27 protein-coding genes and 1 tRNA gene are annotated in these 25,094 nt (G+C 63.2%); 5 read left to right on the top strand and 23 right to left on the bottom strand.

All coding sequences use genetic code 11. The features are described 5' to 3' along the window. Positions 1 to 261: 261 nt before the first annotated feature. From Q0799_RS11130 to Q0799_RS11065, 15 genes are all read right to left on the bottom strand, one after another. Positions 262 to 918, bottom strand: a complete 657-nt coding sequence (locus tag Q0799_RS11130) for a type I restriction-modification system subunit M N-terminal domain-containing protein (protein ID WP_298398319.1) — start codon at positions 916 to 918, stop codon at positions 262 to 264. Further along, positions 915 to 1,112 carry a hypothetical protein gene (locus Q0799_RS11125; protein ID WP_298398317.1) on the bottom strand — a complete coding sequence of 66 codons (198 nt, stop codon included), beginning with the start codon at positions 1,110 to 1,112 and terminating at the stop codon, positions 915 to 917. Before Q0799_RS11125 ends, Q0799_RS11130 begins: the two co-directional genes overlap by 4 nt. A gap of 66 nt (positions 1,113 to 1,178) precedes the next feature. Then, complete coding sequence (locus tag Q0799_RS11120; RefSeq protein WP_298398315.1) at positions 1,179 to 2,240, bottom strand: hypothetical protein; 1,062 nt, start codon at positions 2,238 to 2,240, stop codon at positions 1,179 to 1,181. Then, positions 2,237 to 3,139, bottom strand: a complete 903-nt coding sequence (locus Q0799_RS11115; RefSeq protein WP_298398313.1) for a hypothetical protein — start codon at positions 3,137 to 3,139, stop codon at positions 2,237 to 2,239. The genes Q0799_RS11120 and Q0799_RS11115 overlap by 4 nt, the downstream gene beginning before the upstream one ends. After that, positions 3,136 to 3,357: an AlpA family transcriptional regulator gene (locus Q0799_RS15190; protein WP_079744038.1), complete on the bottom strand. Its 222-nt coding sequence runs from the start codon at positions 3,355 to 3,357 to the stop codon at positions 3,136 to 3,138. Before Q0799_RS15190 ends, Q0799_RS11115 begins: the two co-directional genes overlap by 4 nt. 137 nt (positions 3,358 to 3,494) lie before the next feature. Next, positions 3,495 to 4,283, bottom strand: coding sequence for a hypothetical protein (locus tag Q0799_RS11110; protein WP_298398311.1), 789 nt, complete (start codon positions 4,281 to 4,283; stop codon positions 3,495 to 3,497). Continuing rightward, the gene (locus Q0799_RS11105) at positions 4,280 to 5,452 is read right to left on the bottom strand and encodes an integrase arm-type DNA-binding domain-containing protein (RefSeq protein WP_298398309.1); all 1,173 of its coding nucleotides are present in this window, start codon (positions 5,450 to 5,452) and stop codon (positions 4,280 to 4,282) included. The genes Q0799_RS11110 and Q0799_RS11105 overlap by 4 nt, the downstream gene beginning before the upstream one ends. 218 nt (positions 5,453 to 5,670) lie before the next feature. Then, on the bottom strand, positions 5,671 to 6,762 hold the full coding sequence (gene ychF, locus Q0799_RS11100) for a redox-regulated ATPase YchF (RefSeq protein WP_298398307.1): 1,092 nt from the start codon (positions 6,760 to 6,762) through the stop codon (positions 5,671 to 5,673). Between the two features lie 20 nt (positions 6,763 to 6,782). Next, positions 6,783 to 7,361, bottom strand: coding sequence for an aminoacyl-tRNA hydrolase (pth, locus tag Q0799_RS11095; protein ID WP_298398305.1), 579 nt, complete (start codon positions 7,359 to 7,361; stop codon positions 6,783 to 6,785). A 69-nt stretch (positions 7,362 to 7,430) separates the two neighbouring features. Then, entirely contained in the window at positions 7,431 to 8,033 is a 603-nt protein-coding gene (locus Q0799_RS11090) for a 50S ribosomal protein L25/general stress protein Ctc (RefSeq protein ID WP_298398304.1), read from the bottom strand. A gap of 55 nt (positions 8,034 to 8,088) precedes the next feature. After that, a complete protein-coding gene (locus tag Q0799_RS11085) occupies positions 8,089 to 9,039 on the bottom strand; it encodes a ribose-phosphate pyrophosphokinase (RefSeq protein WP_298398302.1) in 951 nt (316 codons plus the stop codon). A gap of 90 nt (positions 9,040 to 9,129) precedes the next feature. Then, positions 9,130 to 9,206, bottom strand: a tRNA-Gln gene (locus Q0799_RS11080). A 75-nt stretch (positions 9,207 to 9,281) separates the two neighbouring features. Next, complete coding sequence (gene ispE / locus Q0799_RS11075; protein WP_298398300.1) at positions 9,282 to 10,130, bottom strand: 4-(cytidine 5'-diphospho)-2-C-methyl-D-erythritol kinase; 849 nt, start codon at positions 10,128 to 10,130, stop codon at positions 9,282 to 9,284. After that, on the bottom strand, positions 10,127 to 10,696 hold the full coding sequence (gene lolB / locus Q0799_RS11070; RefSeq protein WP_298398298.1) for a lipoprotein insertase outer membrane protein LolB: 570 nt from the start codon (positions 10,694 to 10,696) through the stop codon (positions 10,127 to 10,129). Before lolB ends, ispE begins: the two co-directional genes overlap by 4 nt. Next, positions 10,693 to 12,357, bottom strand: coding sequence for a tetratricopeptide repeat protein (locus Q0799_RS11065; RefSeq protein ID WP_298398296.1), 1,665 nt, complete (start codon positions 12,355 to 12,357; stop codon positions 10,693 to 10,695). Before Q0799_RS11065 ends, lolB begins: the two co-directional genes overlap by 4 nt. Before the next feature lie 87 nt (positions 12,358 to 12,444). On the opposite strand from Q0799_RS11065, the gene mutM reads away from it, so the two are divergent. Beyond that, positions 12,445 to 13,278, top strand: coding sequence for a bifunctional DNA-formamidopyrimidine glycosylase/DNA-(apurinic or apyrimidinic site) lyase (gene mutM, locus Q0799_RS11060; RefSeq protein ID WP_298398294.1), 834 nt, complete (start codon positions 12,445 to 12,447; stop codon positions 13,276 to 13,278). Positions 13,279 to 13,343: 65 nt separating this feature from the next. Beyond that, positions 13,344 to 15,293: a dynamin family protein gene (locus Q0799_RS11055; protein WP_298398292.1), complete on the top strand. Its 1,950-nt coding sequence runs from the start codon at positions 13,344 to 13,346 to the stop codon at positions 15,291 to 15,293. Positions 15,294 to 15,355: 62 nt separating this feature from the next. Here the strand turns inward: Q0799_RS11055 and Q0799_RS11050 are convergent, their stop codons facing one another. Genes Q0799_RS11050 through Q0799_RS11030 form a run of 5 tightly spaced genes read right to left on the bottom strand, consistent with a single transcriptional unit; the run spans position 15,356 to position 19,323 of the window. Then, positions 15,356 to 15,613: a YfhL family 4Fe-4S dicluster ferredoxin gene (locus Q0799_RS11050; protein ID WP_298398290.1), complete on the bottom strand. Its 258-nt coding sequence runs from the start codon at positions 15,611 to 15,613 to the stop codon at positions 15,356 to 15,358. Between the two features lie 20 nt (positions 15,614 to 15,633). Then, positions 15,634 to 16,119 carry a pantetheine-phosphate adenylyltransferase gene (coaD, locus tag Q0799_RS11045; RefSeq protein WP_298398331.1) on the bottom strand — a complete coding sequence of 162 codons (486 nt, stop codon included), beginning with the start codon at positions 16,117 to 16,119 and terminating at the stop codon, positions 15,634 to 15,636. 5 nt (positions 16,120 to 16,124) lie between these two features. Continuing rightward, positions 16,125 to 16,667, bottom strand: coding sequence for a 16S rRNA (guanine(966)-N(2))-methyltransferase RsmD (rsmD, locus tag Q0799_RS11040; RefSeq protein WP_298398288.1), 543 nt, complete (start codon positions 16,665 to 16,667; stop codon positions 16,125 to 16,127). Next, entirely contained in the window at positions 16,664 to 17,953 is a 1,290-nt protein-coding gene (locus tag Q0799_RS11035) for a pitrilysin family protein (RefSeq protein ID WP_298398286.1), read from the bottom strand. Before Q0799_RS11035 ends, rsmD begins: the two co-directional genes overlap by 4 nt. Positions 17,954 to 17,964: 11 nt before the next feature. Next, positions 17,965 to 19,323, bottom strand: coding sequence for a pitrilysin family protein (locus Q0799_RS11030; RefSeq protein ID WP_298398284.1), 1,359 nt, complete (start codon positions 19,321 to 19,323; stop codon positions 17,965 to 17,967). Positions 19,324 to 19,432: 109 nt separating this feature from the next. On the opposite strand from Q0799_RS11030, the gene ftsY reads away from it, so the two are divergent. From ftsY to ftsX, 3 genes are read left to right on the top strand one after another with little or no spacing between them, the layout of a single operon-like run. Further along, positions 19,433 to 20,410 (top strand): signal recognition particle-docking protein FtsY, encoded by a 978-nt coding sequence (gene ftsY / locus Q0799_RS11025; protein WP_298398281.1) that lies wholly within the window; start codon positions 19,433 to 19,435, stop codon positions 20,408 to 20,410. After that, complete coding sequence (locus tag Q0799_RS11020) at positions 20,407 to 21,057, top strand: ATP-binding cassette domain-containing protein (protein WP_298398279.1); 651 nt, start codon at positions 20,407 to 20,409, stop codon at positions 21,055 to 21,057. The genes ftsY and Q0799_RS11020 overlap by 4 nt, the downstream gene beginning before the upstream one ends. Beyond that, a complete protein-coding gene (gene ftsX / locus Q0799_RS11015; RefSeq protein ID WP_298398277.1) occupies positions 21,054 to 21,953 on the top strand; it encodes a permease-like cell division protein FtsX in 900 nt (299 codons plus the stop codon). Before Q0799_RS11020 ends, ftsX begins: the two co-directional genes overlap by 4 nt. Here the strand turns inward: ftsX and Q0799_RS11010 are convergent, their stop codons facing one another. From Q0799_RS11010 to Q0799_RS11000, 3 genes are all read right to left on the bottom strand, one after another. Then, the gene (locus Q0799_RS11010) at positions 21,954 to 23,510 is read right to left on the bottom strand and encodes an ATP-binding protein (protein WP_298398275.1); all 1,557 of its coding nucleotides are present in this window, start codon (positions 23,508 to 23,510) and stop codon (positions 21,954 to 21,956) included. 176 nt (positions 23,511 to 23,686) lie between these two features. Further along, positions 23,687 to 24,457: a hypothetical protein gene (locus tag Q0799_RS11005; protein ID WP_298398273.1), complete on the bottom strand. Its 771-nt coding sequence runs from the start codon at positions 24,455 to 24,457 to the stop codon at positions 23,687 to 23,689. A gap of 238 nt (positions 24,458 to 24,695) precedes the next feature. Next, entirely contained in the window at positions 24,696 to 25,037 is a 342-nt protein-coding gene (locus tag Q0799_RS11000; protein ID WP_028994839.1) for a membrane protein, read from the bottom strand. Positions 25,038 to 25,094 lie beyond the last annotated feature (57 nt).

Raw genomic sequence — 25,094 nt, 5'->3', positions numbered from 1 at the left:
GCCGCAGCGGGGTTTCATAAGGTGCAGGCTGGACGCATTGACCATTCGTTGTCCCCACGCCGCCGCGCCCGATTTCTGGCGAAATCGAGCCCAGCGGCCACATTCTTTGTGCTCTCGCGAGCCACCACAAAGAATGTGCTCATCGTGCTGGGGACAAGCGAATCTTGGGCTGCGTCCCGGCCGGAATGTGTCAGGCATGGTGGCAACACTGTGTGCACAAGGTGGCGCTGACAGCTCAAGCGGTCGCATGGATGAAAGCATTCAGTGCCGCCGCGATGCGTTTACGGCGCTCTTGCAAGAACGCCTTGTAGTGATCCAGTGCCAGCAGTTCCTCCTCCACCGGGGTGCTCTGTGCCGCGAATGGTGCTGTACCGTGCTGCGCGACCAGGTGGGGCAGGTATAGAACTCGCCTGCCTTCTTGTTGGTAGCATCAGCAAATTTCTTGATCAGGTACTCGTAGGCATCGTCCAGCACATCGGAGGTGATATTTTTGTTGCCGAAGGAGATGCGCGAGAAATGCTCGTTCTGATCCTTGAGCAGCGCGTCGGAGAGCCGATCCTTGTTGGTCCATTGGGCGTCGCCGAAGACTCCATACAGGGTGTCCGGGTTGGCTTTCTCGATTTCGCGTATGATGCGCTGAAGGGCATTGCCGACGTTGGTCACCACAGCACGAATGCCATTCCAGTGGCAGTTATCTGGGATCTGAACGCGATGCGACTTGGGGAAGAGGGCCAGTTCGGCATCTCCGGTCTCGGCGTATTCCTCGTCCCAGGCATCGCAGATGCGCTTGAAGAACAGCAGCGGGAAGATGTAGGTCTTGAAGTCAGCCGCATCCACCGGGCCGCGAAGGATGTTGGCGGATTTCCAGAGGTGGCTTTCAAGCTGGCTGAGGGTGATTGTCGAGGCTGCTTGCGTCATTTGGATAGCGTGCTCTTGACTGGCGTTTTCGCGAGACCATCGGCGTGTAGGTCGTGCGCGTGGGCGTACTCCAGCACAAGGATTTCGATCATCGAAGCCACCGAGCGACGCTCGCGATCAGCCGCCAAGCGCAAAAGCTGCTTGATCTCGGCGGAGGTGCGGATGGATAGGGTTTCGTCCTTCAGGCGTGACATGGCAGCGTCTCGTCAGTGATGTCACGCAAATGTACTGCATTTTGCCCTACCTCGCCATGATTCTCTTCAGGGCGTAGATTCCGTGTTTGAGGCTGCTCGATGACGCGGCACCTTACCGGCAGTCGGCTTTACAGGGCGCTCAGCCTCGATGGCAGCGGGATGCAGTGCATGCCGGCTGCAGGCCTGATTGGCTTGGCCGTAGTGACGCCGTGTTTTGGCGCTGGCATGTCCCAGCCCCTGGCTGACTGAATCCGCAGCCGCGTGCCGTTTCAGGTCGGCTGCCCATTGGTGGCGCAGGCAGTAAGCCGTGATAGCGTGCTTGTGCTTCGGCCAGAGGCTACGTGCTAGCCGACGGACTTCGACGGTGAAGTTGACTGGACTATCGATGCGGACGAGCAACTCCCCCTGACCTGCCAGCCGGGCGCGCAGAGCCTCCAGCAACGGATGAGGATCGTGTGCGCCATAGGCGATCAAGCGGTGCGGCTGACCTTGGTACGTCTTGACCTTGGCGCCATCGATCTCGAATCTGATCTCGTCCATGTCGTTGCGCGGATTGTTCGCCCAGCGAATGAGCACGCCGTGCCGGAGCTCTTCCGGGCGACAGCCGGTCAGCGCGGCGACCAGAATCGCATCGGCATACTTGCCTTTTGCAGCGCGCTGATACAGTTGCTCGCGCCAGTCGCTTGGGAGGCCGCGCAAGGCTTGCCGCTTGCTGGCACGCTTCTGGCGCTCGGCGGTATAGCCGCTTTGCCGGGCTATATCGAACTCGTGCAGTGATGCCCGCTGTTGCTGCAATTGGGTCCGAATGGCCATTACTTGTAACCCGTCCACAGGTCGAGCAGAGAGCGCGGAGTGCAGGCTTTTCAGCTGCTCGACAAGATCGGCGTACAGGCAGTAGCGAAGCGCTGCGACGCGCTTGTAGTAGGTTGTCGGACGCTGGGTGGCCGTGATTACTTCGGCCACCCCACCTTCGGCGTAGCGAACGCGCTGTAATAGCGTGCGGCCAAGCTCGCGATAGTCTTGCCTGGTCTTGCTACTCAAGCTGGCAAATTCATCGGCCGGAAGCATGGCTTGCATCTCGCTCCGGCACGATTCGATCAGCGCAACCATCTCATCCGCGTCGATCATGGCTTCCGGCCCTGAAAGATCGCTTTCAAATCGGCGATGGCCTTTGAGCGTTCAGCCTTTGCTTTTTGACGCTCGGCTTCTGACTGTTCCACAGGGGCGCGCGATTGCGCTGCCTCCATCGCCTCCTGTCGGTTCTTTCGCCAGCGGGCGATATTCGGTGCAAACTCGGCGATGAATTCTCCCGCGACAGCGCTATTCATCACGGCCAGCAGCCATGAGCGGACGGAACGTATGCCCGCGTGCTTGCCACTACCGGCTGCCGACAGGACGCCAGCTAGCTCGTCGGCGACAAGCTGTATCTGTTGTGCTGAGAGCGAGGGCCCGAAGCGGCGGGTTACGTCGCCGATGACGCGCAGATAAGGTAGAAGGGAAGGGTGCGACAAGTCCAAGGGCGCGGAAGCCTCGCCAATTTTCTGAGAGTTATCCACAGCCCCTATCTGTAGTAGTGGTTTTATATTTTTAACTACTACTTCTTCCTTGTATTCACCTACACCTATATCACCGCCCTGACCGGCGACGGATGTGCCGTCCACGGTTTCTCCGTCGCCGGCCAAGCCGGCCATGGATGTCTGTAGCACCTTTTGCGAAACGGGTGTCAACACGGACTCCCATCGCCAAAGCCCTTCCTCGTCCTGGAATTTCCTCCGCGCCAGGTAGCCAGCATCTTCAAGTTCGCGCAGGATGCGGCGGCAAAGGTCTCGGCCAAGATGGCCTTTCGCTCGCGACTGATCGTGCAGCACGCGCGGCAGTGCGACAGCCCGCAACTGCCAGTTGCGGCCCAGCGAAAGCAAATGGCAAGCCACACCTCGTGCTTCATAGCTCAACCGCGAATCGCGCAGCAGGCTGCAAGGCAAAGACCACCAATATTCCGCAGAGTCATCAATGCGGATGCGGCTCATGACTTCGCCCTCTGGCGAGCCGGACACCCGGCGTGTTCACGCTCTGCAGCCTGAGTCTCAAGCCATGCGTCGATCTCGTGGGCAAAAAAGCCAATCGAACGGCCGCCAGGACCTAGCCGAACTGGCTTTGGAAAATCTTCAGTCTGGCAAAGTCGCCAGAGGGTTGTCCGGCTGACGGCAATTTTGTCGCAGACATCCTGAACCTTTATGACGCGCATGAAACACCTCGAATGATCTTGAACGCGAGGCCATGCTGCGACTGATTGAAGCCGTGCGCACGGACATTAAATACGCGCAAAACCGCGTCATTTTCTGTCCGTCGTAAACTTCCTCCAGCGGATGCCGAGCTGCTAGATCAATCCGGAGAGTTTATAGAAACGCCTTGAAAACTGATCTGGTAGCTGATTTCACCGGATGCGTGTTTGTTACCATGGAGGCAGCATCTTTCCTCCTTACGTATCTTGCGAAGCATGGTTTTGGCGCGTTGAATACTGGTTATGGAGTTTTCTCCCGCCTCGTGAAAGACTGCGGCCAAGCAACGTACCGCGTCGGACTCCAGGACTTGGTCTCCCCATTTTTTCTCCCTCCCGCTATTTGCAACGCCAAGCTTCCATCCAGCGATGTGGCAAATCAAAACGAACTCCATCGCGGTATCAAGCTCGGCGGTAAGTGATGGCCTACCTCTTTTGTTAGAAGCGAGTCCTTCTGCAATCATTTGAAGTGTGTGCAGGTTGTGTCGGATCAGGACGTGCTCATGGCACTGTGCTGGTTCAATATTTAGCTCCGCCCACAACTGCTCGGCATCCGGCTCATTAGCTGCCGCACCAAGCGTGCCTGACGACAAATATCGATCTTCCTCACTTAGGAGCCGCTCGATTTCATCAGGCTTCAAACCCAGCAATGCTTCCTGCAGTAGGTGAACGGCTTTGGCAACGGCCTGGTAGCGTTTTTTTCTCTCTTCGTCTCTGAGGGGATTGACTTGGTCCGCATGCCACTCCGACAAGGTTTTGAGCTGCTCGGAAAAAGCAGCGGGGTCTCTGAAAACGGGAAGGCCACAACGAGTCCTGCGAGCGAAAATTTCATATTCAATTTGACCGAGAGGGAGAAAAGCCAGCCCATCGCTTGATGTCGTGCTCGGCTTCATGCTTGCCCCTTCCATTCGTCCAATCTGTCCGCCCAATCCTGCATCATGGTGCGGCGCTCATCGAAATAGGTGGCGTGGTTGTAGGTACGCCGCACATTGTTCTGGTCAGTATGAGCAAGCTGTGCCTCGATGGCATCGGGACGGTAGCCCATCTCGTTAAGACGGGTACTGCCGCTGGTCCGCGTGGCGTGTGGGCTATAGGTGCCACTCCACCCCAAAACCTTGAGTGCCTGGCGAAGCGATGCGGCGGACATAGGGGTGTTGCGATCATCTCGGCCAGGAAACAAGTGCTTGCGGTTGCCGGTAATGGCATGCAGTCCTTTGAGCATCTCCACTGCCTGTCGTGGCAGAGGCACGACGTGCTCCTTGCGTGCTTTCATGCGCTGCGCCGGGATACGCCAAACAGCCTTCTCAAGGTCAAACTCATCCCAGGCCGCCTCGGCCACTTCGGTCGGTCGCGCCAGGGTCCACCACATCAGTTGCATGCAATGACTTACCTGAAAGCTGCAGCGGTGGTTTGCGAAGTCGTTCAGTAGTTTGCCGATCTGCTCTTTGCTGAGCGCCGGCTTGTGCTGGGTCTTGTTTGCTGGCAGCGCCTTGCGCACCGGCCAAACCGGGTCGCTGTCGGCTCGCAAGGTGGCGACGGCGAACTCGAACACGGCGGACATGGTGCGCCGCGCCTCGGCGGCGACCGTGGGCGCGCCACGCTTTACTGTTTTCTGCAGGATGTCCAGGACATGGGCTGGCGTTATTTCGCGAACCGGCATGCTGCCGATACTGGGTAACACCACGCGCTCCAGCATGTCCAGACGCCGGTTCTTGGTGACGTCTTCCCAGTCCTTTGTCTGCAGCCACTCCTTGGCGACGATCTCGAAGGTGTTCTTTGCTTCGCTGGCTTTCCGGATGCGGTCGAGCTGCCTTTGCTGGGCGGGATTGATGCCTTGCTTGACCAGTTTGCGTGCGGCCTCGCTGCGTTCCCTGGCTTCAGAGAGCGTAACAGCAGGGTATTCGCCAAGCGCAAACATGCTGGCCTTGCCATCCAGTGTGAAGCGGTATCGCCAAGCCTTGACTCCGTTGGGCTTGACTTCGAGGTAGAGCCCGCGCTGGTCATTCAAGCGGTAGAGCTTCTCCCTGGGCTTGGCGTTGCGGCAGTGCGTGTCGGTAAGCATGGTGGCTGACTCCTTGTCATGGCGACAGCGGCACTATACTCACTTATTCGTACATACTCCAAGAGCTGTACTCGCTAGCGTACTCAGGCATGCATTGACTGCTCGGGAAACTTGAAGCAGCGCTATGAAACAATAAAACCGCGCAACTGCGCGGTTTTATTGGGGGTTTTCATGCTTTCCCGGTGTTTCATGAAACATCAGGAAAACGGCTTGGCGACTCAGACGTTGAACAGGAAATTGAGCACGTCGCCGTCTTTTACCACGTATTCCTTGCCTTCGGCGCGCATCTTGCCGGCTTCCTTGGCGCCGGCTTCACCCTTGTACTGGATGAAGTCGTCGAAGGCGATGGTCTGGGCGCGGATGAAGCCGCGTTCGAAGTCGGTGTGGATGACACCGGCCGCCTGCGGTGCGGTATCGCCGGCGTGGATGGTCCACGCGCGCACTTCCTTGACCCCGGCGGTGAAGTAGGTCTGCAGGCCGAGCAGCTTGTAGCCGGCGCGGATCAGGCGGTCGAGGCCGGGTTCGGCCAGGCCCATGGATTCGAGGAAGTCGATCTTGTCGGCGTCGTCGAGGTCGGCGATTTCGGCTTCGATGGCAGCGCACAGCGCGACCACCTGAGCACCTTCAGCGGCGGCATGGGCTTCGACCTTGGCCAGCAGGGCATTGTCGGCAAAGCCGTCTTCGGCGACGTTGGCGGCGTAGAGCACCGGCTTGGCGGTAATCAGGCAGTAGGGCTTGATGCTCGCCCATTCTTCCTTGCTCAGGTCGAGGGCGCGCACCGGCTTGCCCTGGTCGAGCTGGGCGAAGCACTTTTCCAGCACGGCAACCAGAATCTTGGCTTCCTTGTCGCCGGCGCTGGCCGGGCGGCGGTAGCGGTTGAGCGCCTTTTCGACGGTGGCCAGGTCGGCCAGCGCCAGTTCGGTGTCGATGACTTCGATGTCGCGGATCGGATCGACGCTGCCCGAAACGTGGATCACGTTGGGGTCGTCGAAGCAGCGGACCACGTGCACGATGGCGTCGGTCTCACGGATGTTGGCCAGAAACTGGTTGCCCAGGCCTTCGCCCTTGGAGGCCCCGGCGACCAGGCCGGCGATGTCGACGAATTCGACGATGGCCGGCTGGATCTTCTGCGGCTTGACGATGGCCGACAGCTGCGCCAGGCGCGGATCGGGCACTTCGACGATGCCGACGTTTGGCTCGATGGTGCAGAAAGGATAGTTCTCGGCAGCGATGCCGGACTTGGTCAGGGCGTTGAAGAGGGTGGATTTGCCGACGTTGGGCAGGCCGACGATACCGCATTTCAGAGACATGGTTTTTCCTTGTGTTCGGGTCAGACGGCTTTGCCGTGCAACTGTTGCTGGGCGCCGGTGTAGTCACCGGCGGCGATTCTGGGCCAGGCCAGCAGACTGCGGTGCAGGGCGTGTTCGATGTCGGGCGCTTCTTCCTTGCGCGGCTGGTGGAGGACGAAGTCTACAACCTGTTGCGCCAGGCCGAGCGTGCGCGGGTGGCCGATACCCAGGCGCAGGCGCCAGAAGTCCGGCGTGCCCAGTTTGGCCTGGATGTCCTTGAGACCGTTGTGGCCGCCGTTGCCGCCGCCCTGCTTGAGGCGGATGCCGCCGGGCGGCAGGTCGAGTTCGTCGTGCACGACGAGAATCTCGGCCGGGGAAATCTTGTAGAAATTGGCCAGAGCCGCCACCGCCTGACCGGAACGGTTCATGAAGGTGGTCGGCTGGAGCAGCCATAACTCGCCGGCGCGCGCCGCCTTGCCGAAGAACTTGGCTTGCGGGGCGAGGCTGATCTTCAACTGGTCGGCGAGCCGGTCGACGAACCAGAAACCGGCGTTGTGCCGGGTGGCTTCGTACTCGGGGCCGGGGTTGCCGAGACCGACGATGAGGCGCGGGGGAGTCATGAGCATCGATGCGAAAAAGCCGCCGGCGGCAAAAAGCCAGCGGCGGCCGTGACTGCGGAAAGCCGGAAATTACTCGGCGGCAGCTTCGTCTTCGGCACCCTTGGCGCCGCCCTTGCCGACGATGCTGACGACGATCGGGTCGTCTTCGCCGTGCTTGACCAGGGCAACACCCTTCGGCAGCTTGATCTGCGAAGCGTGGATGTTGTCGCCGACGTTCAGCGAGCCGAGGTCGACTTCGATGAATTCCGGCAGGTCCTTGGCCAGGCAGTGGACTTCGACTTCGGTGGCAACGTGGTTGACCAGGCCGCCGTTGAGCTTGACGCCCGGACCGGCTTCTTCGTTGATGAAGTGCAGCGGCACCTTGATGTGCAGCTCATGGGTGGCGTCGACGCGCTGGAAATCAACGTGCAGGATCAGCGGCTTGTAGGCGTGCGTCTGGTAATCGCGCAGCAGGACCTGTTCCTTCTTGCCGTCGATGTTCAGCGTGATGATGGAAGAATGGAAGGCTTCCTTCTTCATCTTCAGCAGCAGGTCGTTGTGGTTGGTTTCGATGACCGTCGGGGCGGCATCGCCACCGTAGACGATACCCGGAACGGTGCCGGCGCGACGCAGGCGGCGGCTCGCACTCGATCCCTGCAGATTGCGCACATTGGCGATAACTTCAAATTGCATGGTACTACTCCAGTAGTTTCCCGGTCCGCGACCAGATCGGGAAGGTTGAAAAAACTTAGTCGATGAACAGCGACGAGACGGAGTCGTCGTTGCTGATCCGGCGAATGGTTTCGGCCATGATGTCGGCTACGGACAGCTGGCGGATGCGCGCGCAGTCAGCGGCATCGTCGCGCAACGGAATGGTGTCGGTGACGACCAGGGCGTCAAGGTCCGAATCGTTGACTCGTTCGACTGCCGGGCCGGACAGTACCGGGTGCGTGCAGTAGGCGACGACCTTCTTGGCACCGTGCTGCTTCAGGGCGGTGGCCGCCTTGCACAGCGTGCCGGCGGTGTCGACCATGTCGTCCATGATGATGCAGGTGCGGCCGTCGACTTCACCGATGATGTTCATGACTTCGGAAACATTGGCCTTCGGCCGGCGCTTGTCGATGATCGCCAGGTCGCATTCGAGACGCTTGGCCAGCGAGCGGGCGCGGACGACGCCGCCGTGGTCGGGCGAAACGACCATCGGGTTCTCGTAATTCTGCTTCATGATGTCTTCGAGCAGGATCGGCAGCGCGTAGATGTTGTCGACCGGAATGTCGAAGAAGCCCTGAATCTGTTCGGCGTGCAGGTCCATGGTCAGCACGCGGTCGACGCCGGAAGCGGCCAGCATGTTGGCGACCAGCTTGGCGGCGATAGGCACGCGCGACGAACGCGAGCGACGGTCCTGGCGGGCGTAACCGAAATACGGGATGGTGGCGGTGATGCGGCCGGCCGAGGCGCGCTTTAGCGCATCGACCATGACCAGCAGTTCCATCAGGTTGTCGTTGGTCGGGGCGCAGGTGGATTGCAGCACGAAGATGTCGCGGCCGCGGACGTGTTCCTGCAGTTCGACGCTGACTTCGCCGTCGGAAAAGCGGCCGACATTGGCGCGTCCGAGATCGACGTTCAGGTTTTTGGCGACTTCGGCGGCCAGTTTGGGGTTGGCGTTGCCGGTGAAGACCATCAGGCTGTTGTAGGCCATTTCCGCATTCCTCCGGGGACTCCGCGCGCGCCGCGAAATCGCCCGATACAATGAAAATCGGGCAGGCCGAAGACCTGCCCGAAGGGAAACTGGCAGAGGAGGAAGGATTCGAACCTTCGAATGCCGGAATCAAAATCCGGTGCCTTGACCAACTTGGCGACTCCCCTGCGGTTCGTTCGGACGGGGTGTCGTTCGAACGAGGCGCGAATGATACAGGAGGGCGTTTCGGAAATCCAGCCCTTTTAAACAATTTCTGCGAGTGGGTGAAACGGCAGTCCTTCGGCCAGCCAGCCGTTCATGCCCGCCGGGCACGCCGCCAACGCCGCGGCGGCGGTGGCACGGTCGACAAAGCTGGCGAAGACGCAGGCGCCGGAGCCGGTCATCATCGCCGTCGGCGACTGGCCGCGCAGCCAGTCCAGATGTTCGGCAACGGCCGGAAAGCGGGCGCAGGCGACGGCTTCCAGATCGTTGTGGCCGTCGCCCGGACGCCAGTCGGCGGGGCGGATGGCCGGCGTGTCGCGGCGCAGTTCGGGGGCACCGAAAATGGCCGCGGTCGGCACCTGCACGTCGGGATGGAGCACCAGATAGGTGGCCGGCGGCAGCTCGACATCGGTGAAAGCCTCGCCGACGCCCTCGGCGAAAGTGTTGCGGCCATGGACGAAGACCGGCACGTCGGCGCCCAGCGTCAGGCCCAGGCGCTCCAGCTCGGCGCGCGGCACCCGGGTCTGCCACAGGTGGTTGAGGGCGAGCAGCACGGTGGCGGCATCCGAGGAACCGCCGCCCAGGCCGCCGCCCATCGGCAGGCGCTTGTCGAGATGGATGGTGGCGCCCTGCCGGCAACCGGTGTGTTGCCGCAGCAGGCGCGCGGCGCGCACGGTCAGGTCGTTGTCGGCCGGAACGCCGGGAATCGGCGTCGCCAGTTCGATGCGGCCGTCGCTGCGCGGCGAGAAGCGCAGGGTGTCGCAGCGGTCGATGAAGCGGAATACGGTCTGCAGCAGGTGATAGCCGTCGGCGCGGCGGCCGACTACATGCAGGAATAGATTGAGTTTGGCCGGCGCCGGCCAGTCGCTGTTCCAGTCCCGGTGGGTCACGGTTGGCTCTTCCAGGTTTCGATGCGCAGGCGCAATTCGATGTTGTGGCCCGAGGCCTGCAGTTGCTGCGGCAGCGCATCGGGGTTGTCGTCGTCGTAGCGGTATTCGATCAGCCAGCCGTCTTCCTGCAGGCGCAGCGGCCGGGTGCGGGCGTCGCGTTCCAGCGTGCCGGCCGGCGATGCCCGGCCGAGCAGCCAGGCCGGCAGGCGGCTGAGCGGCAGCGGCTGGCCGGTGGCCTCGGCCAGCAATTGATCGGGTTCTTCGGCCTGGTAGACCTTGCCGTCCCCGGTGCGTAGCACGGCGCGGCCGGGCGCGGCGTCGATTTCGGCCAGGCCGATGCCCAGGGGGTTGGCCAGCAGCACGCGGTCCATGCCGTTCTCGTGCGTCCAGCTCAGGCGGCCGCCGGCGGATTCCTGGCGGCCGTCGGGCAGGGCGAACTTCAGGGCGAAACGCGCTTCGATGGCGAAATCCCGCAGCGCGTCGCGGGCCGGCAGCGGCGGGACGGGCACCGGGGCGCAGCCGGCCAGCAAGGCGAGGCCGAGCAGGCCGGCGAACAGTCGCTTCAAGGCTGGAATTTCTGGATGACGGCGTTCAGTGCGGCGTTGCCCGGGTGCTGGCTGCGCGCTTCCTGCCAGACCTTGCGGGCTTCGTCGCGGCGGTCGAGTTGCCACAGGACTTCGCCGAGGTGAGCGGCGATTTCCGGGTCGGCCTTGAGGCGGTAGGCGTTCTGCAGCGTGGTCAGCGCCTCGGCCAGCTTGCCCTGGCGATACTGCAGCCAGCCGACGCTGTCCATGATGTAGGCGTCTTCCGGCGCCAGGGCGATGGCCTGGGCGAGAAGGACGGCGGCTTCGTCGAGGCGGATGTTGCGGTCGGCGTAGGAATAGCCGAGCGCATTGAGCGCGTGCGGATGGTCGGGGTGCAACTTGAGCAGGTGGCGCAGGCGTGTTTCCATGGCCTCGTGGCGGCCCAGGCGTTCGGCGGTGAGCGCTGCGTCGTAGAGCAGTTCGGGGTCGTTTGGCGCGCCGAGCAGGGCTTTCTCAAGGGCGGCGTAGGCGCCGGCCTCATCGCCCGCTTCGCGCAGCAACTGGGCTTCGGCCAGCGCCAGCTGGGTGCGTTCGCCGGGTGTCGCGCCGCGTGTCTGGCGCAGCAGGGCGATGGCTTCGTCGCGTTTGCCCTGGCTGAGCAGGATGATCGCCACCCGGCTGCGGGCAGCGATGTAACGCTCGCCGGCGGTGACCTGGCGGAAATGGGCGATGGCCTGGTCCGGTTGTCCGGCTTCCTGGGCGATCTGGCCGAGCAGGTAGTGGATGCCGCTCTTGTCGGGGTAGTCGGTTTCCAGCAGGTGGTTCAATTGCTGCCGACCGCTGTCGCGGTCACCGGCCTGCAGCGCGAGGATGGCTGCCGGGTAGAGGACCGAGGGTTCGTCCGGGTAATCCTTGAGCAGGCGCTGATACTGCTGGCGGGCTTCGTCGAGCCGCTTTTCGGCAACCAGCATCTGGCCCAGCGCCAGGCGGGCGTCGCGGGCGTCGGGATAGCGTTTGACGAAGCGCGCCAGCTCGTCGATGCCGGCGCCGGCATCGGCGCGGCCGAGCAGCTTGGCGTGGGCAATGGCGGCCGCTTCCCAGGCGGGGCGCAGGCGCAGCGCCTGTCCGGTTTCGGCCAGCGCCCGGGCGGTGTCATTGGCGGCCAGTGCGGCCTGCGCCAGCGCGAAGTGGGCTTCCGGCAGATCGCGGTAGCCAGCCAGCACGCTGTCGAGGAGGTCGAGCACGCCGGCCTTGTCGGTAATCCGGGCGAGCATGCGGTTCAGGTGCATCAGGTTGTTCGCCAGGTTTTCCTTGTCGGCTTCGAGCAGGTTGACCAGGTGAGGACGCAATTGATCGAGCTGGCGGGTCTGGATCAGCAGCGCGACCAGCGACTGGCGGGCGGTGCTCGATTCGGGTTCGACCTCCAGCCAGAGGCGGACGAGTTGCAGCGCCCGGACATTGTCGCCGGCAAAACCGGCGATCTCGACGGCGCGTGAGAGGACTTTCGGGTCGCGGGTGCGCTCGGCCAGGTCGGCCCAGGCCTGTACGCTGAGGTCGACGGCGCCTTCGCGCAGGGCCAGTTCGCCGAGCAGGACCTGGAACACCGTGCGCCCGAGCAGGTCTTCTTCGGCGGATGGGCTGACCGCCCAGGCCGGCAGGCCGAGGGCCAGGGAGAGGGCGACGACGAGTTGCTTCGGGGACATGGCGGCTTTCCGGATGGCGTGCGTGTTTGAACGCATAATAACGGACAAGTTTGCGATGTTATTTGGGAATGCGCGGAGGAACAAGCAATGCCGGAATTGCCGGAGGTCGAGGTTTGCCGACTGGGGATCGCCCCGGAGCTGACGGGGCAGCAGATTCGGGGTGTGGTCATCCGGGCGCCGAAGCTGCGCCATGAAATTCCGTCCGGGCTGCGCGAGTGGCTGCCGGGTTGCCTGATCGTCGATGTCCGCCGGCGCGGCAAGTACCTGCTGATCGATTGCCGGCGCGAGGGGCTGGCGGGAACGCTGATCATCCATCTCGGCATGTCGGGCAACCTGCGCTTCGTGCCGCCTGACCTGCCACCGGAAAAGCACGATCATTTCGACCTGGTGCTGCCGACCCAGGTGCTGCGCTTTGCCGATCCGCGCCGCTTCGGCGTCATCCTCTGGCAACCCGGTCCGCCGGCGGCAGCTGCCGCGCATCCGCTGATCGCCGTGCTCGGTGTCGAACCGCTGGCCGATGATTTCACCGCCGACTGGCTGCACGCCGCGTTGTCGCGGCGCAACGCGCCGGTCAAGCCGGTATTGATGGACGGGCATCTGGTGGTCGGCATCGGCAATATCTATGCGTCGGAAAGCCTGTTCCGCGCCGGAATTTCACCGTTGCGGGCGGCCAGCCGGATCAGCCGTCTGCGCTGCGGCGTGCTGGTGGACGCGGTGCGCGACACCCTGTCGGCGGCGATTGCCGCCGGTGGCAGCAGCATCCGCGATTACGTGCATAGCGACGGCGGCGCCGGCTGTTTCCAGATTCAGGCGGGTGTTTACGATCGCGCCGGGCAGCCCTGTCTGCGTTGCGGCGGCGTGGTCCGGCAGATTCGCCAGGCGGGGCGCAGCACCTATTACTGCCCAGCCTGTCAGCATTGAAAGCCGGCGGCAAGGCGCGGAATTTATGCTAAATTGAAGTCCGGTTTTTCGCTGGGGTCGCCGACATGTCGCTTGCCAATCAATTTGCCGCTTACACCGCATGGCGTACGCTGCTGTCCAACGATATTGCCGAATTCCAGCGCTGGCTGGGCGACAACGAGTTGTCCGACGGCCAGATCGATCTGCGGCTGGCGCAGTTGCAGGAGCGCCTGCGCGAAGACCGGCTGAATGTCGCTTTCGTCGCCGAGTTCTCGCGCGGCAAGTCGGAACTGATCAACGCCATCTTCTTTGCCGAATATGGCAACCGCATGCTGCCTTCGTCGGCCGGGCGGACGACCATGTGTCCGACCGAATTGCTGTTCGACGGTAACAAGCTGCCGGGGGTCGAGTTGCTGCCGATCCAGACGCGCGCCTCCAATTCCAGTGTCAGCGAATACAAGCGCTTTCCCGAGGAATGGACCACGTTGCCGCTCGATGTCGATTCGCCGGAAAGCCTGCAGGAAGCCTTGCGCCACGTCAGCGAAACCACCCGGGTGAGCCCCGAGGAAGCCGGTCGGCTGGGTTTTGAAGTGGGCAGCGGCGAGGTCGACCTGTACCGTGTCGGCGACGACGGTCTGGTCGAAGTGCCGCGCTGGCGCCATGCGCTGATCAATTTCCCGCATCCGCTGCTCAAGCAGGGGCTGGTCATCCTCGACACGCCGGGGCTGAACGCCATCGGTGCCGAACCGGAACTGACCCTGTCCCAGTTGCCGAACGCCCATGCCGTGCTGTTCATCCTGGCTGCCGATACCGGTGTCACCCAGTCCGACCTGAACATCTGGAACGAGCACATCTGCACCGGCGGTTCGACCCGGCGCGGGCGCATGGTCGTGCTCAACAAGATCGACGGCCAGTGGGACGAACTGAAGACCGAAGCGGAAATCGAAGCCGAGATTGCGCGCCAGGCGGAAAGCTGCGCCGCCATTCTCGATCTGCCGACGACGCAGGTATTCCCGGTTTCCGCCCAGAAGGGGCTGGTGGCCAAGATCAACGACGATGCCGCCTTGCTGGCGCGCAGCCGCCTGCCGGCGCTCGAAGCCGCGCTGTCCGGCGAACTGATCCCGGCCAAGCGGGAGATCGTCTGCGAAAGCACCGAAAGCGAGTTCGGCGACGTTGTCCGGCGCGTGCGTGCCCTGCTCGATTCACGCCTTGACGGCCTGCGCGAACAACTGGGCGAATTGACCGAATTGCGCGGCAAGAATCGCGGCGTCGTCGAATACATGATGGGCAAGGTCCGCGCCGAGAAGGAAGAATTCGAGGAAGGCCTGCAGCGTTACTACGCCGTGCGCAGCGTGTTTTCGACGCTGACCAACAACCTGTTCGCCCATCTCGGCATGGACCGCCTGCGCCAGTTGACCGGCGAAACGCGCGCCTCCATGCTCGAAGCCACCTTCTCGCGCAGCCTGTCGACGGCGATGCAGGCGTTCTTCGTCCAGTCGCGCCGGGCGCTGAGCGACTCGGCCAACGAGGTCCGCGAAATCCTGGCGATGATGGACGCGGTCTATCGCAAGTTCTCGGTCGAGCACGGGCTCAAGCTCGGCTCGCCGGCAAGCTTCTCGCTACTGCGTTACGAAAAGGAGATCGACCGCCTGGAAGCTTGGTGCGACAGCCACCTGAACACCATGGTCTCGCTGCTGACGCACGACAAGAAGAACATCACGCAGAAGTTCTTCGAGGAGGTCGCCATCCAGGTCCGCCGCGCCTTCGAACGTGCCAACCGCGACGCCGAGGCCTGGCTGCGGGCGATCATGGCGCCGATGGAAACTCAGGTGCGCGAGCACCAGATCCAGCTGAAGCGTCGCCTGGAAAGCATCAAGCGCATCCACCAGGCGACCGACACGCTGGAAGACCGGATCGCCGAACTGGAAAGTGTCGGCCAGGTGCTCGAGCGACAACTGGCCATGCTCGACGACATCGAATTCAAGGTCCGCGACCTGATGTCGCCCGAACAGATGGAAGAATTGCGCGCTGCCTGAACCCGGCGCTGAACGCAAAAAAGCCCACGACGCGAATCGTGGGCTTTTTTACGTGATGCTGCTCAGGGGCGCGAGTTGCCGGTCAGCTTCTCGTACTTGGCCCAGAGTTGATCCTCGGATTCCTCGTGGGACGGATCCTTGGGGATGCAATCGACCGGGCAGACCTGGACACATTGCGGTTCGTCATAGTGGCCGACGCACTCCGTGCACTTGTTCGGGTCGATCACGTAGATCTCTTCGCCCTGGGAAATGGCCTCGTTCGGGCATTCCGGTTCGCACACATCGCAATTGATGCACTCGTCGGTAATCAGCAGAGCCATGACTCTAGTTCCTCTCTCGTTTAAGCAGTGGTTGTTGCCCGCAGGCGCTTTTCTACAGAAGGATGGACGAATTTTCCTACATCACCGCCCAGTCGCGCAATTTCCCGCACCATCGTTGCGGAAATGAACATGTATTGCTCGCCCGGCGTCAGGAACACCGTTTCGACCTCGGGATAGAGGCTGCGGTTCATTCCAGCCATCTGAAATTCGTATTCGAAGTCGGACACGGCGCGCAGTCCGCGCACGATCACCTTGGCGCCCATTTCATGAACGAAGCTCATCAGCAGGGTGTTGAAGCCGACGATCTCGATGTTGGGCAGGTCGCCGACCACTTCGCGCGCCATCTCGACCCGGTCGGCCAGCGTGAATCGAGGCTGCTTGGACGGGCTCTCGGCAATCGCCAGGATCAGCTTGTCGAACAGGGTTGCGGCCCGGCGCACTAAATCCTCGTGGCCCCGGGTGATCGGGTCGAAGGTGCCGGGATAGATCGCTACACGGTGGTTCAGTTTGTTCAATCCGTCGCTCGCCGCAACAAGTGGTAATGGACGCCGCCGGCCTTGCCGTGGCGCGTGGTGCGCCACCCGGCGAGCGATTCGATTTCGTGTTCCGCTTCGACGTACAGCGCGCCGTCCGCTTTCAGGGCCTTGTCCAGCAGCGGCGCCAGGCGCGGCAACCAGCCCTTGTGGTAAGGCGGGTCGAGAAAGATCAGGTCGAACGCGTCGTGCACCGAAGCCAGGCATTGTAGCGCATCCCCGCGCCTGATCTCCACGCTGGCCGGCTTATGGAGCAATTCGTGGTTTTCATGCAACGCCGCCAGCACGCGCGGCGAATTCTCGATCATCAACACGCGGGCGGCACCGCGCGAGGCGGCTTCGAAACCGAGTGCGCCGCTGCCGGCAAACAGATCGAGGCAGTGCCAGCCGTCGAGTTCCTGGCCGAGCCAGTTGAACAGCGTTTCGCGCACGCGGTCCGGCGTCGGCCGCAGACCCTCGCTGTCGGGGAAGCGCAGGACGCGGCGGCGGAACTCGCCGCCGACGATGCGGACCGAATTCACTCCGCCGCCACCGTGACCGTGACCAGATCGCCGGGGCGGACGTGGCGGGCGAAAGCTGCCCGTACCTCGTCGGCGGTGACCGCCTCGACGCGTGCCCGGTAGCGATCGAGATAATCGAGTGGCAGGCCGTAGAAACCGATCACGGCGATGTTGCCGAGCAGTTTGGCATTGCTGTCCAGACGCAGCGGGAAACCGCCGGAGAGATTGGCCTTGGCCGCGGCCAGTTCTTCCTCGGTCGGTCCCTTGGCGACGAAATCGCCGACCACCTGACGGACTACCTTGATCGCTTCCCTGGCCTGCTTGCGCTGGGTCTGCAGGCCGATCTGGAAGGGGCCGGTCTGGCGCATCGGCGCAAAGTAGCTGTAGATGCTGTAGACGAAGCCGCGCTTGTCGCGGACTTCCTGGACCAGGCGCGAGACGAAGCCGCCGCCGCCGAGGGTGTAATTGCCGACCAGCAGCGGGAAGAAGTCGGGATGGCCGCGCTCGATGGCCGGCAGGCCGAGATAGATGTGGGCCTGGCTGGCCGGGTGCGCCAGCGCCACCGTGCGGGCGCGGGCGGCGCCCGGCGGCTTCGGCAGGTCCGGCGGGGTGCCGGCCGGCAGGGCCAGGCTCAATTGCTCGGCAATGGTTTCGGCTTCGGCCCGCGTCAGCTTGCCGACCATGGCGATGCTGGCGTTGCCGGCGGTGTACAGACGCCGGTGGAAATCGACCAGGTCGTCGCGGGTCAGCGTTGCCACGCTCTCCGGCGTCGCCTGGCGACCGTAGGGGTGATCCGGGTACAGCGCTTCCCAGAAGGCCTTGCCGGCAATGCTGTCGGGGCGGGTCATCGCATCCTTGAGGCTGGCGATGGTGCGGGCCTTTTCGCGCTCCAGGATGGCGGCGTCGAAATGCGGCTGGCGCAGCACGTCGGTGAGCACGGCCAGCGCCGCTGGCAGCTTGTCGGCAGCGGTCAGGGTGCGCAGCGAGATGCTGGCGCGGTCGGTGTCGGCGCCGCCGCCGAGGCGGGCGCCGAGGTCGGCCAGCTGCTCGGCGATTGCCGTTTCGTCGCGCGCGCCGGCACCGAGGTCGAGGATGCCACGGGTCAACGCGGCCAGCCCGGCCTTGTCGGCCGGATCGAACATCGAGCCGGCGGCGAAGTCGATCTGCACGTCGAGCATGGGCAGCGCCGGTGCGGCCGAGAAGTAGACGCGGGTGCCGTTGGTTGTCGTCCAGTGTTCAATGGCAACGCCGGCCAGCGCCGTCTGGGCGGCAAGGAAGGTGATGGCTGCGGTGAGCAGTCGTTTCATGGCGGATTCCCTCAGTGACGGGTGGGGACGCGCTGGCGGCGCGGCTGGCCGGCGAGCGGTTGCGGGTCGAGGATGCCGATGGTCAGCGCGTCGTCGTCGAAATACTTTTTCGCAGCCGCCTGTACGTCGGCGGCGGTGACCTGCTGCAGGCGCTCGATCATGATGTCCACGTCCTTCCACGACAGGCCGATGGCTTCCATCTGGCCGATTTCCATGGCCTGGCCGAATACCGAATCGAGCTTGTACACCTGGCTGGCGACGAGTTGCGCCTTGGTCCGTTTCAACTCCGCCTCGCTGACGCCTTCCTGCTGGATACGGGCGATCTCGGCGCGCAGCGCGGCTTCCAGTTCGGCGACCGTGCGCCCTTCCGACGGGCTGCCGTAGAGGTAGATCATGCCCGGGCCGCGCGCCGTGCTGTCGTAGCTGACGCCGGCCGAAATGGCCAGCTTGTCCTCGCGCACCAGCTTGCGGTTGAAGCGGGCGGCGTCGTGGCCGTCGAGGATGCCGCCGAGGATTTCCAGCGCGTAGGGGTCGCGGTCGGCTGCCGGGTTGCGCAGGATCGGCGCCTTGTAGCCCATGATCAGCACCGGCAGTTCGGCCGGTCCCTTGGTCGTCAGCTGGCGCGTGCCTTCCTGACGCGGCTCGACCTGCGCCTTGCGCGCCGGCAGCGGGCGGGCCGCCAGAGCGCCGTAGTGCTCGCGGGCCAGGGCGAAGACTTCCTGATGGTCGACATCGCCGGAGACGACGACATACGCGTTGTTGGGCACATACCAGGTGTCGTACCAGGCGCGGGCGTCTTCGGCGGTCATGTTTTCCAGGTCGTTCATCCAGCCGATGATCGGCCGGCGATACGGGTGGGCCTGATAGGCGACCGCGTTCATCTGCTCGAACAGCTTGGCCTGCGGGTCGTCGTCGGTGCGCATGCGGCGCTCCTCCATGACCACCTTGATCTCCTGGGCAAATTCCTTGGGATCGACGGTCAGGTGGCGCATGCGGTCGGCTTCCAGGGCCATCATCTCGGCCAGCCTTTCGCGCGGAATCTGCTGGAAATAGGCCGTGTAGTCGCGGCTGGTGAAGGCGTTGTCGCGTCCGCCGGCGGCGGCCACGCGCTTGTTGAACTCGCCCGGGCCGACCGTCGGCGTGCCCTTGAACATCATGTGTTCGAGCACGTGGGCGACGCCGGAGGTGCCATCGACCTCGTCCATGCTGCCGACCCGGTACCAGACCATGTGCACCGCCGTCGGTGCGCGCCGGTCCTCCTTGACGATGACCTTGAGGCCGTTGTCGAGCGTGGTTTCGTAGGGGTTGGCGAGGGCGGCGGAGAGCAGCCAGGGGGCCAGCAAAACGGGAAGCAGGTGTCGCATGATCATGGGAAGTGGGGGCTTTCTGCTAGAATCCAGGGCTGTTTCTGCATCGATCCGGACGGCATCTTAACGACTGAGCGTCCGCCTGTCAGCAAGGCCTGAGACCTTAACATCCATGTTCAGTTTCCTGAAGAAATCCACGTCGGCCGCCCAGCCCGACGCCACGACCGAAACCCCGGCCCCGGCTTCCTGGCGCGAACGCCTGTTCAAGGGCCTGGCCCGGACCCGCGCCCAGTGGGGCGGCAAGCTCAAGTCCATCTTCTCGCGCGGCAAGGTCGACGACGAACTGCTCGAAGAGCTGGAAACCCTGCTGCTGACCTCCGACGTCGGCATCGAGGCGACCACCCACCTGCTCGACGAACTCAAGAAGGCGGCCAAGCGCGACAAGCTGGAAACCCCGGAGGCCATCCAGCAGGCCCTGTCGGATGCGCTTTACACGATTCTCGCGCCGCTCGAACAGGCGCTCGATGTGAGTACCCACAAACCCTACGTGATCATGATCGCCGGGGTGAACGGCGCCGGCAAGACGACCTCGATCGGCAAGCTGGCCAAGTATTTCCAGAGCCAGGGCAAGAGCGTGCTGCTGGCCGCCGGCGACACCTTCCGCGCCGCCGCTCGCGAGCAGTTGCAGACCTGGGGCGAACGCAACAACGTCACCGTCATCGCCCAGGAATCGGGCGATCCGGCGGCAGTCATCTTCGACGCCATTTCCGCCGCCAAGGCCCGCGGCATCGATGTCGTGCTGGCCGACACGGCCGGTCGCCTACCGACGCAACTGCACCTGATGGACGAAATCGCCAAGGTTCGCCGCGTCATCCAGAAGGTCGAGCCGGACGGCCCGCACGAAACCCTGCTGGTGCTCGACGCCAACATCGGCCAGAACGCGCTGCAGCAGGTCAAGGCCTTCGACAAGGCGATCAACGTCACCGGCCTGGTCCTGACCAAGCTCGACGGCACCGCCAAGGGTGGCGTCGTTGCGGCGATTGCCCGCCAGTGCCCGAAGCCGATCCGCTTCATCGGTGTCGGCGAGCAGATCGACGACCTGCGTCCGTTCTCGGCGCGCGATTTCGTGGATGCCCTGTTCGACCAATGATCGTTGCCAACAGCCTGACCAAACGCTATCCCGGCGGCTTCGAAGCCCTGTCCGGGGTCAGCTTCCAGATCGGTGCCGGCGAAATGGTGCTGATCACCGGCCATTCCGGCGCCGGCAAGACCACGCTGGTCAAGCTGATCGCCTCGATCGAGCGGCCGACTTCCGGCAGCCTGGTGGTCAACGGGCAGAATCTCTCGGCCCTGCGCCGTAGCGCCATTCCTTACGTGCGCCGCCATTTCGGCATGATCTTCCAGGACCAGAAACTGCTGTTCGACCGCAGCGCCCTCGACAACGTGATGCTGCCACTGCAGATCGTCGGCTTGCCGCACCGCGAGGCCGTTCGCCGGGCGCAGGCGGCGCTCGACAAGGTCGGCCTGCTGGCGCGCGAAAAAGCCAACCCGATTGCCCTCTCCGGCGGTGAGCAACAGCGTCTGGCCATCGCCCGCGCCGTGGTCAACCGGCCGACCGTGCTGCTCGCCGACGAGCCCACGGCCAATCTCGACAGCGCATCGGCGCAGGACATCCGCACGCTGTTCGCCGATTTCCACCGGGTCGGCGTGACCATCGTCGTCGCCACCCACGATCAGTCGTGGATTCAGCATTGCCAGGGCAACGCGCTGCGCCTCGATCACGGGAGGGTGGTATGAGACGCTGGCTGTCACAACATCGCGCCGCCTTGGCGCTGTCGGTGCGCCGCCTGCTGGCGGCACCGTTCAACACCCTGCTGTCGCTGCTCGCCATCGGCATTGCGCTGACCCTGCCGGCCTTCGGCTACGTCGTTCTCGATAATCTGCGCGAACTCGGCCGCAGCGCCTCCGGCGTCCAGGAAATCAGCGTCTTCATGGAAGTCGGCGCGGCGCGCAAGGACATCGCCGAAATCGAAAGCCGCCTGCAGACCCTGTCCGGCATCCGTTTCACCTTCGTGCCGCGCGACGAAGCGCTCAAGCGCCTGCAGAAAAGCGAGGAAATGGCCGAAATCGTTGCCAGCCTGCCGCGCAATCCGCTGCCCGACGCCTTCATCGTCGAGCCTGCCGACGCCTCGCCGGAAGCCCTCGACGTACTGCGTCAGGAACTCGCCAGCTGGCCGAAGGTCGCGCATGCCCAGCTCGATTCGGCCTGGGTCAAGCGCTTCGACGCCTTCCTGCGGCTCGGCAAGCTGACCGTGCTGATGCTCGCCGGCCTGTTCGGCGCCGGTCTGGTGGCGGTGACCTTCAACACCATCCGCCTGCAGGTGCTGGCCCAGGCCGCCGAAATCGAAGTGGCGCGGATGATCGGTGCCACCGACGCCTTCATCCGCCGCCCCTTCCATTATTTCGGCGTGCTGCAGGGCGTGCTTGGCGGGCTGGTGGCCAGCGGCCTGATATTCGCCGCCCTGCATCTGCTGGCCGGTCCGGTCGGCGAACTGGCCGCGCTGTACGGCGGCAGTTTCGTGCTGCATGCGCCGGGGGTGCGGGAAATCGCCGCGCTCTGCGCCGCCGGCGGCATTCTCGGCTGGCTCGGCGCGCAGTTGTCGGTCAGCCTGTCGCTGCGTCGCTTCGACTGATCAGGCGCGGTCGGTTCGCGGCAGCGTGACGCGGAAGCGGCTGCCGCGGCCGAGTTCGCTGTCCACCTCGATGCGACCGCCGTGCTTGCGCACGATGTCGTAGGCCAGGGCCAGCCCCAGGCCGGTTCCCTTGCCGGCCGGCCGGGTCGTGTAGAAGGGCTCGAAAATGTGCGGCAACACCTCGGCCGACATGCCGCAGCCGCTATCGATCACCTCGAACCACACCGTTTCGTCGTTGAAGCCGCTACGCACGGTGATCGTGCCGTGCTCGACAATCGCCTGGCCGGCATTGACCAAGAGGTTGAGCGCCACCTGGTTGATCTGCGCGCCGATGCAACGCACGGGCGGCGGTTTGCCGAATTCGCGGGTCACCGTCGCCTTGTACTTCAGTTCGTTCCAGACCACGTTGAGCGTGCTCTCCAGCCCCCGGTCGAGGTCGAAGTCCTCCGCGTCGCTCTGGTCGATGCGCGCGAAATCCTTGAGATCGGCGACGATGCGCCTCACGCGCTCGAGTCCGTCGCGCGATTCCTGCAGCAGGGCGGGCAGGTCGCCACGCAGGTAGTCGTAGTCGAAGGCTGCGAAATCGGCCTCGCCGGCTTCGCCCCTGCGGCACTTGTCGAGCAGGTCGATCATCTGCTGGCCGTACTTGCCGAGCGTGCCGAGGTTGGAATTGACGAAGCCGACCGGATTGTTGATTTCATGCGCGACGCCTGCCGCCAACTGACCGATGGCCGCCAGCTTTTCCGATTGCAGCAGTTGCCGGTGGGTCGATTCCACCTCGTCGATCTTGCCGGCCAGTTCGATCCAGCGCCGGCGCAACTGCTCCAGCAGCGCCCAGCCGAGCAGGGAGATCAGCAGGCAGGCGGCCAGCGTGGTCTTGATCAGTTCCCCACGATGCCGGGCGATCGCGGTGTCGATTGGCGTGTAATCCTGGGTCACGCTGATGCCGCCCCGGATGTCGCCGACGCGGTAGCCCTGAACGGCATGGCAGGCCAGGCAGCTTTCCTTGACCACCAGCGGCGCCATGTAACGCAATTGCCGGCTGCCGCCTTCGCTGTTCTCGACCGACCAACTTTCACTCACTCCCTGCTCGAAGCGTTCCAACTGGCGGCTCTCCCAGGGATCAGCCTGGTTGGCCGGGCGGATCGGTTTCAGGCTGGTCAGGCGGAATACCGTCGAATCGTCCGCCGCCGCCATCTCGCCGATCAGGCGGGTCATGTAGGCCGGATTGATCATCGTCATCGCCACCCCGTCGGTCGTCGTCACGTCGCGGCGCGGATGGTCGAGGTAGGGGTTGGGCTGGATCTGCGGCGTGACCGGCACATAGACCCCGCCATGCGAGGAATTCCAGTTACGCGTCAGCACCACCATGCGGAACATGTTGCGCGCCCCCTCGATCCCGACAGCGGTAAGTTGCTGCCGCATGTCGTGCATGTGCCCCTGAAAATACAGCGCGCTGCCGCCGATCCACAGCAACAGCGGGATCAGCCACCAGCGACGCTGGCGGATGTAGCGGGGCACGCGATGCAGGGCGGGATTGCTGCGCTGGGCTTCCATCGTCTCGATTCCGGGAGGTGGCCCATTATGGCCGAACTGCCGGAAGGACGACAATCGGGCGGTGCGGTCCGGAGGCGATGTGGGGCGATCAGCTATGCGGCGGGAAACGGCGGAGTTCAGCGGCGGTCAGGCAGCATAGCTGGCTGATCGTCTGCTGGAACGAATTGTTAGGTGCCTTATAAATCATGCCAGCGCCCCCTATCTTCAATGCCGTGTGTTGTGTTCTTTAAATAGCCTGACGGAAAGCTTGCCTTGAAAAAATCAAGAAACTCACGGTCGACATGGTGCTCAACGTTGCTCTTGTCGGCCATTACAAACGTCGAAAAATTATCCCAATCTCTATCTATCCTAGGAATTGGCATCGGGACAGAAGGTCTCATCGAGCCAAGTTTGTAGCTGTGTGGATCGTTTGGCGGGTCCGAGAAAAACCAATAGGTTTGAGCGTAGTTATAGCTGACGACATCCTTGAATTGAATAAGGATATGGAAACAGGGGGGCATCATCGGTGTGTCGAGGATAACTTCAACTTTCTTTCGCCCCGGAAAGTCTGCGTAAGCCATGGTATTGAAAACACCATAAAAGCCCTCTTCTGTGGGAGAAATCCCGAGCCTGCGGCCTTCCTCAGTTATGTATTTGACTGAAAACGTCGCGATATCAATGTCATTTTCGTCGTAGCAGTGGATGGCGAATACTTCGACATCGTAGGCTGGATGGTCACAAGGATTGGAAATCGTCACTACGATGCGGTCGCTTATCCAATTTGTCCGACAGGAGAGCTTTGGGAAATATGCCAAGCGAGCCTGAAGTGTCTGGATTGCGGCGTTTTCTCGGCTCGTCTCCTTTGTTTGGACAACTAAGCGGTGCGTAAGAAAAACATACACTCCTGTGAGCAGAACCAATGCAAGGGTCAATACTGCATTTAGCAAGGCAATATTATCTGCCGTCATAGCAAACGTTCCATAGATAGGTCTTAACTTAAAGTCGACGTCATATCCGCCAAGCATCCTGGGATTGCGCCAGATATCCTGGGTGACATGTCTGCCGAAGAGTCTCTCCACACGTAGCTACCGAACGCATACGCGATTTAGCTCGAAGCATGGATGGCTGTGAAACGCGGTGTTGCCTGTGTGGCGCCGCATATACTGGTGGACATGGCGTTGCTGGTGAACAGGCTGTCCATCGGCTTCAATACATCGGCTTCCCGTCGTTCAGGTTCAGCCAGCCCTTGACGATGCGGTAGATGATCCAGACGGCGTTGGCGACGAGGATGAACCAGCCGATGGCGACCACGAAGAGGATGGCGCCGATGATGCCCCAGAGCAGGCCGAACCAGAAGGTGCGGATCTGCCAGCGGAAGTGGCTTTCGAGCCAGGTGCCGGCGACTTCGCCGCGTTTGATGTAGTTGATGACGATGGCGGCGATGGCCGTGATGCCGATCAGGAAGGAGGCGGCGTAGAGGGCGTAGATGACGGTGGTCAGCGTCTTGGCCGACTTGTCGGCATCGCCGGTGGCGGGTGTGTAGTCCATGCGGTGCTTCCCCGGTGGTTCGTCCGGCAGTGCTGTCGCCAGGCGATGGTGTGGATG

It is taken from the genome of uncultured Azonexus sp. (genome assembly GCF_937982035.1).
GTDB lineage: Bacteria > Pseudomonadota > Gammaproteobacteria > Burkholderiales > Rhodocyclaceae > Azonexus.
This window is presented reverse-complemented; position numbering and strand designations above follow the sequence as displayed.